Genomic DNA, 13,856 nt, shown 5'->3' on the forward strand with positions numbered 1-13,856 from the left:
CAGATGCGCGCTTGCCCGCTTCAGGCGGGCAGCCAGTTTCGCCGCAGCGATCCTACTTTCCTTCCCGCGCCGCGATGGCCCTCGCCCGGGCCAGCAGCCTTTCCGCCCGCTGGACGATGGGGATGTCGATCATCTTGCCGTCCAGCGCGAAGGAGCCGCGCCCCTGGGCGGCGGCCTCGCGGTCGGCGGCGACGATGCGCTCGGCGCGGGCCACGGCCTCGGGCGAGGGGCTGAAGCCGGCGTTCAGCGCCGGGATCTGCGCGGGATGGATGGCCGAGGCGCCGACGAAGCCGAAGGCCGCCGAGCGGCGCACCACCTCGGTATAGGCGGGGATGTCGGAATAGTCGGCCACGGTCGAGATGGTGCCCATGGGCATGAGGCCGGCGGCGGTGGCGGCCTGCAGGATCTGCTGCTTGGGCATCAGCAGCACCTCGGGCGTGGGCTCGCCGCCGATGGCGGTGGCGTAATCCTCGGCCCCCAGCGAGAGGCCGACCAGGCGCGGCGTGGCGCGGGCGATGGCATGGGCCTGGGCGAGCGGCCCGGGCGCCTCGATCAGGCCGAGGAAGCGGATGCCGCCCTCCGGGAGGCCGCGCTTCTGCTCCAGCCGGGAGACCAGCTCGTCCAGCAGGCGGAGATGGTCGGGCCCCTCGACCTTGGTGACCATGATGGCGGCGACGCCGGGCAGCACGGCGGCCTCCAGGTCGCGCACCGCATCGTCGAGCGGCTGGTTGATGCGCACCAGGATGTCCGAGCGCGCCTCGCGGCGCAGGCGCTCGACGGCCGCCTCCACCTTGCGCCGGGCCTCGGGCTTGTCGGCGGGGGCGATGCTGTCCTCCAGGTCGAGCTGGATGGCATCGGCGCCGCGCTCGCCGGCCTTGGCCAGGAAGCGCTCGACGTTGACGGGGACGAAGAGGCCGGAGCGCCAAACGGGGTGCGGGGCGGGCTTCATGGGGTGGCCTCCTGGGGCGCGGAAACAAGGCCGGAGGCGAGCGCCGCCTCGATCTCGGCCTCGGTGAGGCCCTGGCCGGAAAGGATCTCGCGGCTGTGCTGGCCGAGGCGCGGCGCCGGGGCGCGAATGGCGCCGGGCGTGCCGGAGAGGCGCGAGGAGACGGCGTGCATGGGGAACCGGCCCATGTCCTCGTCCGGGTACTCGGCGAGCAGGGCGCGGGCCCTGACGTGGCGGTCGGCCATGAAGCGGGTGATGTCGTTGACCGGGCCGATGGTGACCTCGGCCTCCTCGAAGAAGGCGACGTTCTCGGCGAGCGTGCGCTGGCCGACGAAGGCGCCGATGATGGCGTCGAGCTCCTCGCCATGCGCGACGCGCTGCTCGTTGGTTCGGAAGCGCGGGTCGTCCACCAGGTCGGCGCGGCCGATCGAGCGCAGCACGCGCTCGGCCATGCCCTGGGTGGAGGCGGAGAGGCAGACCCAGCCATCGTCCGAGGTGCGGTAGACGTTGCGCGGCGCGGCGCCGGTGGAGCGGCTGCCGGTGCGCGGCTTGGTCTTGCCGGTGAGGCGGTAGTTGGCCGCCTGCGGCCCGAGGGCTGTGAACAGCGGGTCGAGCAGGGGCAGGTCGATCACCTGGCCCTGGCCGCCGTTGACCTCCACCTCGCGGAGCGCCGCCATGGCGGCGAAGGCGCCGGTGAGGCCGGCGATGGTGTCGGCCAGGTACATCGGCGGCAGCACCGGCTCGCGGTCGGCGAAGCCGTTCATCTCGGCGAAGCCGGCGAAGCCCTCGACCAGCGTGCCGAAGCCGGGGCGGCGGGAATAGGGGCCGTCCTGGCCCCAGCCGGAGATGCGGACGATGACGAGGCGCGGCTCCAGGCGCAGCAGCTCCTCGGGGGCGAGGCCCATGGCCTCCAGCGTGCCGGGGCGGAAGCTCTCCACCAGCATGGCGGCGCCGGGGACGAGGCGGCGGATCAGCGGAATGGCGTCCTGGTGGCGGAAGTCGAGGCAGAGGCTGCGCTTGCCACGGCCATGCACCTTCCAGGCGGTCTCGACGCCCTTGACGCGCCAGCCACGCAGGGTGTCGCCGTCGCGCGGCTCCACCTTGTCCACCGTGGCGCCGAAATCGGCGAGGTGCTGGGTCAGCGTGTTGCCGGCGACCAGGCGCGAGAGGTCGAGCACGCGCACGCCGGAGAGCGGGCCACGGACGCCGGGGGTGTAGTCGGCGCGGGGCAGGCCCTCGCCGGGGGTGTCAAGCGGCGGCATCGGCGCCTCCTCGGAACAGGATGCCGCCCGCCTGGGGCAGCCACAGGTGCAACTCCTCGCCGCGCGGGGGCTGGCGGGTCTCCAGGCGCAGCGGCGCGCCGGCGAGGTCGAGCCCGACCTGCCAGAGGCCGCCGACATAGGCGCGGCTGGTGATCCGCGTCCGCAGCACGGCGCCGCCATCGGTGGCGCCAGTCGCCCCCTCTGCGGCGATCCGCATCTGCTCCGGGCGGTAGGCCAGGGTGACGCGGCTGCCGGCGGTGGCGGGGCGCTCGGCCCGCACCTCCAGGCGCTGGCCGTCGGCCAGTTCCAGCACCGCCTTGCCGCCCTCCGGCGCGCCGGTGAGCACGCGGGCGGGGAGGAAGTTGGTGGTGCCGATGAAGTCGGCCACGAAGGGGTCGGCGGGATGGTCGTAGATCTCCTGCGGCGCGCCGACCTGGGCAATGCGGCCGCCGTTCATCACCACGATGCGGTCGGAGAGCGCCAGCGCCTCGATCTGGTCGTGGGTGACGTAGATGGTGGTGAGCCTGAGGCGGGTGCGCAGCTCGCCGAGCCAGGCGCGGGCGCGGTCGCGCAGCTTGGCGTCGAGGTTGGAGAGCGGCTCGTCGAGCAGCAGGATGGCGGGGTGATAGACCAGCGTGCGGGCGAGGGCGACGCGCTGCTGCTGGCCACCCGAGAGTTCGTGCGGGTAGCGGGCGGCGTAGCGTTCCATTTCCACCAGGGCCAGCACCTCCTCGATGCGGCGCTTGCGCTCGGGGCCGGGAACCTTGCGGAGGGTGAGGGGGAAGGCGACGTTGTCGGCCACCGTCATGTGCGGCCAGAGCGCGTAGCTCTGGAAGACGAGGCCGCAGCTGCGCGCCTCGGGCGGGCGGTAGAGGCCGCGCGCGGCGTCGAAATAGACGGTGTCGCCCACCTGGATGCGGCCGCCATCGGCGCGGTCCAGGCCAGCCACGGCGGCAAGGGTGGTGGACTTGCCGCAGCCGGAAGGGCCGAGCAGGGTGACGAACTCGCCGTCGGCGACGTGGAGGCTGACATTGTCCACGGCGGTGACGCCGCCGAAGCGCTTGGTCAGGCCCTCGATGAGGAGGTCAGCCATGCAGTTTCACCCCGAAGAGGCCGCGCACGGCGGCGACGCAGACGGCGATCACCGCCACCTGGATGGTGGCGAGCGCCGCGACCATGCCGACCTCGCCCTGCACCCATTGTTGCAGCAGCGCGGTGCCGATGACCTCGCTGCCGGGCGCGAAGAGGAAGATCGCCGTGGAGTACTCCTTGAAGAAGGAGATGAAGAGGACGGTGAAGCAGCCGACCAGCGCCGGGCGCATCAGCGGCAGGACGATGCGGCGGCTGGTGGTCCACCAGTCGGCGCCCTGCACGCGGGCGGCGCGGTCGAGATCCGGGCTCACCTGCAGCAGCATGGGCGCCACGGCGCCGATGCCGGTCGGGATGAAGCGCATGGTGAAGGCGATCACCAGGATCCAGATGGAGTTGCGGATGGCCCCCAGCCCCGGCAACAGGGCGAAGGCGTAGAAGAAGCCGATGCCGGCCACGACGCCAGGCACCGCGCGCGGGAACAGCGCGAGATAATGCAGCGCGCCGCGGAAGCGGAACTCCGAACGGTGGACGATGACGGCGACGAGGCCGATCAGCGCCGTCGCCAGCGCGCCGCCGACCAGGCTGACCACGAAGGAGTTCCAGACGGCGCGGGAATAGACCGGATAGTCGAAGATGCTGGCGAAATTGCCGAGGGTCAGCACCTCGGAGATCGGGATCATCGGCGAAAGGAAGCTGGTGAAGGCGCGCAGCACCAGCATGCCGATCGGCGCGACGACGGTGGCGAGGATGTAGAGCGCGGTGAGGGCGAAGAGCGGCCAGCGCAGCGCGCCGAGGCGGAAGGGGCGGGGGCGGGTCGCCTTGCCGCCGAGGGTGATGAAGCGGCGCGTGTTGCCGAGCATGCGGTTCTGCAGCCAGACCAGGAAGCAGACCACCACCAGCATCAGCGCGGCGGCGGTGGCGACGAGGCCATGGTCCGGCCGCGGCGAGGAGACGCCGTTGTTGAACAGGAAGGTGGTGAGCACGGTGATGCCGGCGGGGTCGCCGAAGATCAGCGGCACCGAGAGCAGCTCCAGGCCGATGGTGAAGTTCAGCACGGCGCTGTAGGCGATGGCCGGCTTCATCAGCGGCAGGGTGACACGCCAGAGCGTGCGCCCGGTTCCGGCGCCGGAGACGCGCGCGGCCTCCTCCAGCGTCGGGTCGGTGAGCGTCGCCGAGGAGAGGCAGTAGATGTAGGCCAGCGGCGCCTGCGAGACGCCGGCGATGGCCGCCATGCCGCCCAAGGAATAGAGGTTCCAGGGCGCGTCGCCGAGCCACTCCGTGGGCCAGAGCAGCGTCAGGTAGCCCGAGGGGCCATAGACCGCGTACCAGCCGAAGGAGAGCACCAGCGCCGAGAGGTAGAGCGGCCAGAGGAAAAGTTCGCCGAGCAGGCGGGAGAAGGGCAGGTCGGTGCGGCCGAACAGGATGGCGGCCACGGTGCCGACGCCCTGCGCCACCAGCGTGGTGAGCCCGGCCAGGATGGCGGTGTTGAGCAGCACCAGGCCGAAGCCGTCGGTGCGGGCGAGGCGGAGGAAGTTGCCGAGGGTGAGGTTGTAGTGCTTCTCGTAGAGGGCGCCGTCGAGCAGCGATTGCAGCAGCACCGGCAGCAGCGGCGCGATCACCAGCACAAGGACCAGCAGCGCGGTGCCGTACTGGATGGGGATTTCGCGCGGAAAGGCGGGCGGCGGGGCGGGCGCCGCCTCCGCCCGCGGCAGGGCGGCGTCCATCGGCTCAGCTCACCCCGTAGACCTGCTTCCAGCGTTCGATGAAGGGCTGGTACTGCTCCAGCATCTCGGGCTTGTAGTCGATATAGGCGATGTTCTGCTCGCCGCCGACGGCCTCGGCGATGGAGCTGTAGGTGTGGCGGATGCCGCTGCCGGGCTTGACCGCGGGGTGCGCCGGGGTGAGGCCGCCGCGGCCGAAGGCGGCCTGGCCCTCGGGCGAGGCGAGGTAGTCGATCATCAGCTTGGCGGCGTTGACGTTCTTCGCTCCCTTCGGGATGGCCATGCCGCGCAGGATGACGAGCTGGCCGTCATTCATGAAGTTCCAGCCCAGGATGCGGGCGCGCGCCGGATCGTCCAGGCGCGGCCAGAAGGTGATGGCGGAGACGAACCAGCCGGCGACGTATTCGCCCGAGGTGACCTTCTCCGTCATCGGGCCGCCGGAGCGCTCCCAGCGCGGCTGCACGGGGGCGAGCTCCTTGAACCACTCCCAGGCCTGGTCGCCGTGCTTCTGCACGAAGCCGAAATTGGCCGAGTAGCCGAAGCCGCCGTTGTGCGCGCCGTAGCTGGTGATCTTGTTGCGCCAGCGGCTCTTGTTCTCCTGCGCGAGCTGCACGAACTGCGCGAAGCTCTTGGGCTGCTGCGCCTCCGGCACCAGCATCTTGTTGAAGATGAAGACCAGCGGGTCGGAGGAGACGGTATAGACGCCGGGCCAGGGCTTGGACCAGGCGGGCCAGGCGGCGGCCTCGGGGGATTCGTAGGGCAGCACCTCGCCGCGCCGCTGGAACTCGATCCAGCCGGAGGGGTCGGCGGTGGCCAGCAGGTCGGCGGTGCGGCTGTTGGTGCCGCGCTCGGCGAGATAGCGCTCGAAAACCTCCCGCGAGTTCGGCAGGTCCAGCGTCTCGACCTTGATCTTCGGGTAGCGCTTGCTGAAGCCCTCCAGCACCGGCCGCCAGTTCTCGGCCGACATGATGGAATAGACGAGGAGGCTGCCCTCCCTCTCGCCCGCGCTGACGACGTCCTGGTAGCCCTGCGGGTAGCTGGCGGGGGCACCGGCTCCCTGGGCAAGGGCGCGGTCCGCCAGGATCAGGCCAGGAATGGCCAAGGCGGTGCGGCGACCGATCCGGATCATGCTGCGTTTCCTTCCCTGTCAGGGCCGGCGGCGCTTTCAGGCCTCGACCCCGGCGCGCTTTGGCGCAATTATTGGCGCCAATACGCTAGGCCGGGGTCCGTCCCCGGCGCAACCCCCTTTCAGCCGGGGAACGATCACCGCATGGCCCGACCCGCCCGCCCCAAGCGCCACCTCGCCGCCGAGATCGCGGCCGCCATCCGCGCCGGCGCCCATCGCTCGGGCGAGTGGCTGCGGCAGGTGGACCTGGAGGAGCGGCTGGGCGCCACGCGCTTCGACGTGCGCGCGGCACTGGCGGAGCTGGCGCTGCGAGGGACGGTGGAGCACGTGCCGAACCGCGGCTTCCGCGTCGCGACACCGGACCGGGCGCGGCTGCGCGCCATGCTGGAGGTGCGCGCGCTGCTGGAGGCGGAGGCGGCGGTGAGCGCGCTGCCGCATATCGACGCGGCGGCGCTGCGCCTGCTGGAAGCCAAGGCGGACGCCTTCGACCGCGCGGTGGCCGAGGGCACCATGACCGAGCAGAGCGCCACCAACCTCGACTTCCACGACACGCTCTACGGCTTCGCGCCCAACCGCGCGCTGGTGGAGGTGGCGACGGAGACGCGTGACCGTGCCCGGCTCTGGCCGCTGGTGCTCTGGCCCTCGGCGCGCGCGCTGCGGCGCAGCGCCGAGGGGCATCGCGAGATCCTGGCCGCGCTGCGGGCGCGCGACGCGGCGGCGCTGGCGGCCAGCGTGCGGGTGCATATCCTGGGCTCGGCGGCGAATGATCCGGCGCTGGACACGGAAGGGGAGGGGGTGGCCTCGCGCTGAGGGGCGGCCTATCGTGCCGGCGCGCCCGCAGACCGCCGCGCGAAGAGTGGCCAGGGAGCGACCGGAAACCGCCCGAGGAGACGCGCCATGCATCCGCGCCCCGTCGCCGCCGCGCCGCCTGCGGGCGCGGAGGCCATTCCCGACAGCCACGGCCTCGACCTCTACCGTGCCGATCCGATGCTGGGCGCGCTGCTCGGGCTTTATCTGCCGCCCGGGTTGCGGGCGCATCTGGAACCGCATCTGGCACGTCTCGGGGCCTTGGCGGGCGGCGAGCTGGCGGCGCTGGCGGCCGAGGCGGACCGCAACCCGCCGGTGCTGCACCACCGCACCCGGCGCGGCGAGGACGTGCAGCGCATCGCCTACCACCCGGCCTATCGCGCCATGGAGCAGCTGGCCTTCGGCACGTTCGGGCTGGCGGCGATGTCGCATCGCGGCGGCGTGCTGGGCTGGCCGGAGCCGCTGCCGGCGGCGGCGAAGTATGCGCTGACCTATCTGTTCGTGCAGGCCGAGTTCGGGCTCTGCTGCCCGGTCAGCATGACCGACAGCCTGACCCGCACGCTGCGCCGCTTCGGCGACGAGGCGCTGGTGGAGCGCTACCGGGAGGCGCTGACCACGCAGGACCTCGACGCGCTGGCGCAGGGCGCGATGTTCATGACCGAGCAGGGCGCGGGGAGCGACATCGCCGCCACCGGCGTGACCGCCGCGCGGCAGCCGGACGGAAGCTGGGCGCTGAGCGGGCAGAAGTGGTTCTGCAGCAACCCGGACGCGGCGCTGGCCATGGTGCTGGCGCGGCCGGAGGAGGCGCCGCCGGGCATCAAGGGCGTCTCGCTGTTCCTGCTGCCGCGCGACCTGCCGGACGGGCGCCGCAACAGCTACCGGATCGTCCGGCTGAAGGACAAGCTGGGCACCAGGTCCATGGCCAGCGGCGAGATCGCGCTGGAGGGCGCCACGGCCTGGCTGGTGGGCGAGCCGGGCGCGGGCATGCGGCAGATGGCCGACATGGTGAACAACTCCCGCCTCTCCAACGGCGTGCGCGCCGCCGGCATGATGCGCCGCGCCGTGACGGAGGCGCTGTTCATCGCCCATCGGCGCGTCGCCTTCGGCAAGCGGCTTGTCGAGATGCCTCTGATGCAGCGGCAACTCTGCAAGATGCTGGTGCGGGCGGAAGCGGCGCGCAGCATGGTGTTCCAGGCCGCGGCGGCGCTGACGCGCAGCGATGGCGGCGAGGCGGGCGCCTATCCGCTGCTGCGCATCCTGACGCCGCTGCTGAAGTTCCGCGCCTGCCGCGACGCGCGCAGCGTCACCGGCGATGCCATGGAGGTGCGCGGCGGCTGCGGCTACATCGAGGAATTCGCCGACGCGCGGCTGCTGCGCGACGCGCATCTCGGCTCCATCTGGGAGGGTACCAGCAACATCGTCGCGCTCGACGTGCTGCGCGCGGCGCGGCGCGAGGGCTCGCTGGCGGCGCTGGAGGGGCATCTGCAGGGAATGGAGGGCGTGGCGCAGGCGCTGCCGGAACTGCCTTCCGCCCTGCGGCGGGCGCTGCGGCTGGCTGAGGCCGCCGAGGGCGATGCGGCGCTGGCGCGGCAGGCGGCGAGTGCGCTCTACAACCTCACCGCCGCCGCCGCCATGGCCTGGGAGGCGGCGCGGCTGCCGCCCGAGCCCGGCGCGGCGCGGCTGGCGCTGGCGCGGATGGTGATGCGCCACCGCGTGCTGCCGCGCGACCCCTTGGCGGCGGAGGAGGCGATGCCGCTGCCGGCCGCGCTGCTGGCCGATCCGGCGGCGGGGCAGCCGCGCTTCGCGCAAGGCGCATAACGAACAGCGCTTCGCGCAGGGCGCGTAACAAACAGCGCTTCGCGCAGGGCGCGTAACAAACAGCGAGGAGATGCCGACATGCCGTTCCCCGAGGTGGCCGAGGCGGAGGCGGGTGGCGAGGTTGCCCGCATCTATGCCGAACTGCGCGCGACGGCGGGCATTCCCGTGGTCAACCTGATCTGGCGGCACTTCGCGGCGTTGCCTGGCGTGCTGCCCTGGGCCTGGGCGGCGGTGCGGCCGGTGGCCGGCTCGGCGCTGCTGGCGGAGGGCACCGCGCGGCTGGAGGCGGCGGCGCTCCGCGCAGGCGGCGGCGGCGTCGCGGCCCTGCCGGTGCTGCCGGAGGAGGCGCGGGCCGTTGTGGAGATCTACAACCGCGGCAACTGCACCAACCTGCAACTGCTGACCGCGTTGCGCCGGATCCTGGCCGGCGAGGCGGCGGGCGGGGGCGAGGCGCCGGAGGCCGCGCCCGCGCCGCCGCCGCTGCCGCCAACCCCGCCCATGCCGCAGCTGGAGAGGCTGGCGCCGGCGGTGCGGGCGCAGGTCCGGGAGCTTGCCGCACTGCACGGACCGGCCGTTGCCGAGGCGGTGCCGAGCCTCTATCGCCACCTGGCGCTCTGGCCCGACCTGCTGCCGCCGCTGCACGCCACCTGCGCCGCGCTGATGGCGGACGGCACCCTGCCGCAGGGGCGGGACGCGTTGCTGGCCGAGGCGCGCGCGCTGTCCGGCCGGATGCTGCCGGCGCTGCGGCCGCCGCCGGATTTTCCGGCGGCGCAGCGGGGCGCCGTGCTGGCGGCGCTCGACACCTTCGCGGGGCAGTTGATCGCCGAGATGGCGGTGCTCGGCCTGCTTCTGCGCGCGGCCAGCCGGCGGGGCTGAGGCGCGGCGGCCGCGGCCGCGCCCGGCGCTGCTTTGCGTTTGACACGGGCGCCGCAATCCGGAAGCCTGCCGCGCGGGGCGACGATTGTCGCAGATGCCCGGTAGAGCTTTGCAAAAAAGTAACAAGGGGAGCGGTCCAGAAATGATTACCCGACGCCAGAGTCTTGCCCTGGGCGGCGCCGCGCTGCTGGCGCGCCCGGCGCTGATCGGCAGCGCCGCCGCACAGACGAAGAAGATCGAGCACCTGCCGGCGACGCAGATCTGGTCGGTCTATGACGTCGGCTCCACCGGCTATGTCGAGGCCTCGGCCATTGCCGACGCGATGGGCAAGGCCTATGGCACGCGGGTGCGGCTGCAGCCCTCCGGCACCTCGATCGGCCGCGTGCTGCCGCTGAAGCAGCGCCGCGCCAGCCATGCCTGGCTGGCCAACGAGCTCTACTTCGCCGTCGAGGGCATTTACGAGTACGCCGATCCGCAATGGGGGCCGCAGGACTTCCGCGCCCTGTGCGGCCGCAAGAACGCCTTCTCCATCGCCGCCACCAAGGAAAGCGGCATCACCAAGCCGGAGGACCTGAAGGGCAAGCGGCTGGCTTATGTGCCCGCCAACTCCTCGGTCAACATCAAGATCGAGCCGATCCTGGCCTTCGCCGGGCTGACGCTCAACGACATGGAGATCGTGCAGTTCCCCTCCTACGGCGCCAGCCTGCGCGCGCTGATCGAGGGCCGCGCGGATGCCGCCGGCGCCGCCCCCGCCGCGGCCGTGCTGCGCGAGCTGGAGGCGAGCCCGCGCGGCATCTCCTGGGTGCAGCTCGACCCCAACAACGCCAAGGGCTGGGAGGCGGCGCGCAAGGCGGTGCCGTTCGTCGATCCCTTCGCCGAAACCATTGGTGCCGGCATGTCCGAGCAGAACCCGGTCAACGTCATGGGCTATCGCTACCCCATGGTGACGGTGAACGCCGACGCCGACCCGGACGAGGTCTTCGCCATGATGCAGGCGCTTGACCAGGGTTTCGACCTCTACAAGGACGTCAGCGCCATCATGACGCGCTGGAAGATGAGCGATGCCGGCACGCCGCCCATGGATGCCGCCTTCCATGAGGGTGCCATCCGCTACCTGAAGAAGGCGGGCATCTGGTCCGACGCGCACCAGGGGTGGCAGGACAAGACGCTGAAGCGGCACCAGGCGCTGCAGGCGGCCTGGAAGGAGTTCATGGCCGGTCCGGGCGGGAAGGAAAGCGGCGAGGCCTTCGAGAAGGCCTGGATGCCCGTGCGCGCCAAGGCCATCGCGTCGCTCTGAAGCCCGGAGGCGGCCGGGCGGGGCGCCACCCCTGCCGGGCCACTCCGCCGGGGTGGCAGTGCCGCCCCGGCCCCCGCCATCGCTCGGGAGCCAACCGCATGGGCGCCGCTCTGCCCGATACGCCGCCACCACCGCAGGAACCCGAGGCGCAGGCCGGACGGCTCGCCAGCGGCGCTGCCTTCTGGGCGGCCTTCGGCCTTTCCGCCATCGGTCTGCTGATGGCGGTGAACCAGATCTTCAACCTCGGGCTCTTCGGCTTCCGGCCGATCAGCACGGCCTACTACTACGCGCTGATCGGGCTGTTCGGCGCCTTTGCCTTTCTCGCCTTCCCCGGCGGCAAGGGCGCGAAGGCGCGCGTGCCGTGGTACGACTGGGGGCTGGCCGCCGCCATCCTGGCGCTCGGCATCTGGCTCGGCAGCGAGGCGCTGACCATCCAGCTCCGCGGCTGGAGCGCCACGGCGCCGGACTGGGCGGCGGCACTGGCCGGCCTCTTCGTGCTGCTGGTGCTGGAATGCACGCGGCGCACGGGCGAGCTCATCCTGTTCCTGGCCTGCGTGATCTTCGGTGCCTTTCCCCTCTTCGCCGGGCACATGCCGGGCTTCCTCTGGGGGGTCGAGCTGGACCTTCCGGCCACCATCCAGGAGCATGTCTTCGGCACCGAGAGCGTCATCGGCATCCCGATGCAGGTGGTGGCGGACACGCTGATCGGCTTCCTGATCTTCGGCGTGGTGCTGGCGGCGACGGGCGGCGCCGGGTTCTTCATGGACTTCGCGCTGGCCTTGATGGGCACCAGCCGCGGCGGGCCGGCCAAGGTGGCCGTCGTTTCCTCCGCGCTGTTCGGCATGCTCTCCGGCAGCCCGACCTCCAACGTGCTGACCACCGGCACGCTGACCATCCCCACCATGAAGCGCTGCGGCTACGCGCCGCACTACGCAGGCGCGGTGGAGGCCTGCGCCTCCACGGGCGGCGCGCTGATGCCGCCGGTGATGGGCGCCGCCGCCTTCATCATGGCCAACTTCCTCAACGTGCCCTATGGCGACGTGGTGGTGGCCGCGGCGCTGCCCTCGGTGCTCTACTACCTCGCGCTGTTCCTGCAGACCGACCTTTACGCCGTGTCCCACGGCCTGCGCGGCGTCCCGCGCGAGGAAGTGCCGGCCCTGCTGCCGGTGCTGAAGGGCGGCTGGTACTACCTGCTCGCCATCGTCGCGCTGACGCTGATGCTGCTGATGTTCCGCATCGAGGCGGAGGCGCCCTTCTGGGTGGCGCTGTTCCTGCTCGCCGTCGCGGTGCTCAGGCGGAAGCAGACGGGGTTCAACTGGAGCCGCTTCGCCGGGCTGGTGGTGGAGGCGGGGCGGACCGTCGCGCACCTCGTCGCGCTGATTGCCGGCATCGGGCTGATCATCGGCGCGCTTTCGGTCACGGGGGTGGCCAACTCCTTCTCGCGCGAGCTGGTGCTTTATGCCGGCGGCAGCATCCCGCTGCTGCTGTTCTTCGGCGCGGTGACGAGCTTCGTGCTGGGCATGGGGATGACGGCCTCGGCCTGCTACATCTTCCTGGCCATCACGCTGGCGCCGGCGCTGGTGCAGGCCGGGCTCGACCCGATGGCCTCGCATCTCTACGTGCTCTACTGGGGCGTGGTCTCCTTCATCACGCCGCCGGTGGCGCTGGCCGCGATCGCCGCCGCCTCCATCGCCAAGGCCAGCCCGATGGTCACCGGCTTCACCGCGCTGCGCGTCGGCCTGCTGCTGATGCTGCTGCCGGTGCTCTTCGTGTTCCAGCCGGCGCTGATCCTGAAGGGCGACCTGCCGGTCATCCTGCAGGCGGTGGCGACGGCGCTGGCCGCCATCCTGCTGCTGGCCTCCGCCTTCGAGGGGCACCTCTACGGGCTGGGACGGCTGCCGGCCTGGGCGCGCGCCGGCATCGGCCTCGCTGGGCTGCTGCTGCTGGTGCCGGAGGGGGTGACGGACCTGATCGGCATCGGCCTGGCGGGTGTGACCATCGTCGCGGCGCTGATGCTGCGGCCGGTTGCGACACCCATGGCGGGGGGAAGGCCGGGGGAATGAATTCCCCCAGACCCCCATCTTTTTTCTGTCAGTAGGAGAGAGGCGGCCACCCTCCGGAAAGGATGATTGTGCGTGAAGCCGGATGAGAAATTGGCCTTCCGCTATCTGACTTCGCTGTCCAGCGATGTTCTGTACGAACCCGATGGCAACGTGCCACCCGACTTCCTGCTTGATGGGCACGTCGCCGTTGAGGTCACGCGCCTGAGTCAACGATACCGACAGGGAGATAGGGACAGGAGCCTTGAGGAGACCGCCATTCCGCTTGGCGACCGAATGTACAGGCTTCTCACGTCGCTTGGACCTTCCTCAGGCCAAAGTTGGTTTGTTTCATGGCATTTCTCTAGGCCCATCCCGGACTGGAAAAACCTGCGTCCGACGCTCGGAGGAATTCTACAGAACTTCATGCAGGATGATCAGCGCCGCGCCTTCTCATTGCGGACAATCGAAAACTTCGAGCTGGATGTATTTCCGGCATCTGGGAAGCATGCCGATTTCTTTGTCCCCGCAGGATACGACGACAGTCAGTCTGGGGGTGTCGTGGTCGCCGAAATCATCCGGAATCTTGAGCTTCGTCTCCTTGAGAAGGCCAATAAAATTGCGGCATTCCGCAGCAGGTATCCGGCTTGGTGGCTGATCCTGCCCGATTATATCGGCACCGGTCTGCGAGAGGACGATCAGCAGACTGTCCGCGAAATTTTCTCGGTAAGGGAGCCGTTCAACAGAGTCATCCTGCTGGATCCCACCGATCCGCTGCGCGCATTTGGCCTGACGCGGAACATGGCTGAGTAGATGCTGGGCTGCTTCGCCAGTCCTGGCAAACGAACAGAAAAAAGATGGGGTCCGGGGGA

Annotated in this window: 11 protein-coding genes; 6 read left to right on the forward strand and 5 right to left on the reverse strand. The window is 71.2% G+C overall.

Annotated features, from left to right (window positions below):
• Positions 1-52: 52 nt before the first annotated feature.
• The 5 genes from E0493_RS12130 to E0493_RS12150 are packed head-to-tail and all read right to left on the reverse strand — an operon-like array spanning position 53 to position 6,150.
• Positions 53-949 carry an HpcH/HpaI aldolase/citrate lyase family protein gene (locus E0493_RS12130; protein ID WP_160937216.1) on the reverse strand — a complete coding sequence of 299 codons (897 nt, stop codon included), beginning with the start codon at positions 947-949 and terminating at the stop codon, positions 53-55.
• Positions 946-2,208 carry a CaiB/BaiF CoA transferase family protein gene (locus E0493_RS12135; RefSeq protein ID WP_160937217.1) on the reverse strand — a complete coding sequence of 421 codons (1,263 nt, stop codon included), beginning with the start codon at positions 2,206-2,208 and terminating at the stop codon, positions 946-948. Before E0493_RS12135 ends, E0493_RS12130 begins: the two co-directional genes overlap by 4 nt.
• A complete protein-coding gene (locus E0493_RS12140) occupies positions 2,195-3,301 on the reverse strand; it encodes an ABC transporter ATP-binding protein (RefSeq protein ID WP_160937218.1) in 1,107 nt (368 codons plus the stop codon). Before E0493_RS12140 ends, E0493_RS12135 begins: the two co-directional genes overlap by 14 nt.
• The gene (locus E0493_RS12145) at positions 3,294-5,024 is read right to left on the reverse strand and encodes an ABC transporter permease (RefSeq protein ID WP_160937219.1); all 1,731 of its coding nucleotides are present in this window, start codon (positions 5,022-5,024) and stop codon (positions 3,294-3,296) included. Before E0493_RS12145 ends, E0493_RS12140 begins: the two co-directional genes overlap by 8 nt.
• Positions 5,025-5,028: 4 nt before the next feature.
• Positions 5,029-6,150 carry an ABC transporter substrate-binding protein gene (locus tag E0493_RS12150; protein WP_160937220.1) on the reverse strand — a complete coding sequence of 374 codons (1,122 nt, stop codon included), beginning with the start codon at positions 6,148-6,150 and terminating at the stop codon, positions 5,029-5,031.
• Between the two features lie 141 nt (positions 6,151-6,291).
• Here E0493_RS12150 and E0493_RS12155 point away from each other — a divergent pair, with 141 nt between their 5' ends.
• From E0493_RS12155 to E0493_RS12180, 6 genes are all read left to right on the forward strand, one after another.
• Positions 6,292-6,957 carry a GntR family transcriptional regulator gene (locus E0493_RS12155; RefSeq protein WP_160937221.1) on the forward strand — a complete coding sequence of 222 codons (666 nt, stop codon included), beginning with the start codon at positions 6,292-6,294 and terminating at the stop codon, positions 6,955-6,957.
• 87 nt (positions 6,958-7,044) lie between these two features.
• Positions 7,045-8,772, forward strand: a complete 1,728-nt coding sequence (locus tag E0493_RS12160) for an acyl-CoA dehydrogenase family protein (protein WP_160937222.1) — start codon at positions 7,045-7,047, stop codon at positions 8,770-8,772.
• 78 nt (positions 8,773-8,850) lie between these two features.
• Entirely contained in the window at positions 8,851-9,648 is a 798-nt protein-coding gene (locus E0493_RS12165) for a hypothetical protein (RefSeq protein ID WP_160937223.1), read from the forward strand.
• A 142-nt stretch (positions 9,649-9,790) separates the two neighbouring features.
• Positions 9,791-10,945, forward strand: coding sequence for a TAXI family TRAP transporter solute-binding subunit (locus tag E0493_RS12170; RefSeq protein ID WP_160937224.1), 1,155 nt, complete (start codon positions 9,791-9,793; stop codon positions 10,943-10,945).
• A gap of 98 nt (positions 10,946-11,043) precedes the next feature.
• Entirely contained in the window at positions 11,044-13,008 is a 1,965-nt protein-coding gene (locus E0493_RS12175) for a TRAP transporter permease (protein WP_160937225.1), read from the forward strand.
• Positions 13,009-13,080: 72 nt separating this feature from the next.
• On the forward strand, positions 13,081-13,797 hold the full coding sequence (locus tag E0493_RS12180) for a hypothetical protein (RefSeq protein ID WP_160937226.1): 717 nt from the start codon (positions 13,081-13,083) through the stop codon (positions 13,795-13,797).
• The last annotated feature ends 59 nt before the right edge of the window (positions 13,798-13,856 follow it).

This window comes from Teichococcus coralli (assembly GCF_009829925.1).
Lineage (GTDB): Bacteria > Pseudomonadota > Alphaproteobacteria > Acetobacterales > Acetobacteraceae > Pseudoroseomonas > Pseudoroseomonas coralli.

Bases quoted from the DNA above. Each gene is read 5' to 3' on its own strand.
- E0493_RS12140 (WP_160937218.1), bottom strand. From the start codon at position 3,301: ATGGCTGACCTCCTCATCGAGGGCCTGACCAAGCGCTTCGGCGGCGTC.
- E0493_RS12150 (WP_160937220.1), bottom strand. From the start codon at position 6,150: ATGATCCGGATCGGTCGCCGCACCGCCTTGGCCATTCCTGGCCTGATC.
- E0493_RS12145 (WP_160937219.1), bottom strand. From the start codon at position 5,024: ATGGACGCCGCCCTGCCGCGGGCGGAGGCGGCGCCCGCCCCGCCGCCC.
- E0493_RS12175 (WP_160937225.1), top strand. From the start codon at position 11,044: ATGGGCGCCGCTCTGCCCGATACGCCGCCACCACCGCAGGAACCCGAG.
- E0493_RS12170 (WP_160937224.1), top strand. From the start codon at position 9,791: ATGATTACCCGACGCCAGAGTCTTGCCCTGGGCGGCGCCGCGCTGCTG.
- E0493_RS12135 (WP_160937217.1), bottom strand. From the start codon at position 2,208: ATGCCGCCGCTTGACACCCCCGGCGAGGGCCTGCCCCGCGCCGACTAC.
- E0493_RS12130 (WP_160937216.1), bottom strand. From the start codon at position 949: ATGAAGCCCGCCCCGCACCCCGTTTGGCGCTCCGGCCTCTTCGTCCCC.
- E0493_RS12160 (WP_160937222.1), top strand. From the start codon at position 7,045: ATGCATCCGCGCCCCGTCGCCGCCGCGCCGCCTGCGGGCGCGGAGGCC.
- E0493_RS12155 (WP_160937221.1), top strand. From the start codon at position 6,292: ATGGCCCGACCCGCCCGCCCCAAGCGCCACCTCGCCGCCGAGATCGCG.
- E0493_RS12165 (WP_160937223.1), top strand. From the start codon at position 8,851: ATGCCGTTCCCCGAGGTGGCCGAGGCGGAGGCGGGTGGCGAGGTTGCC.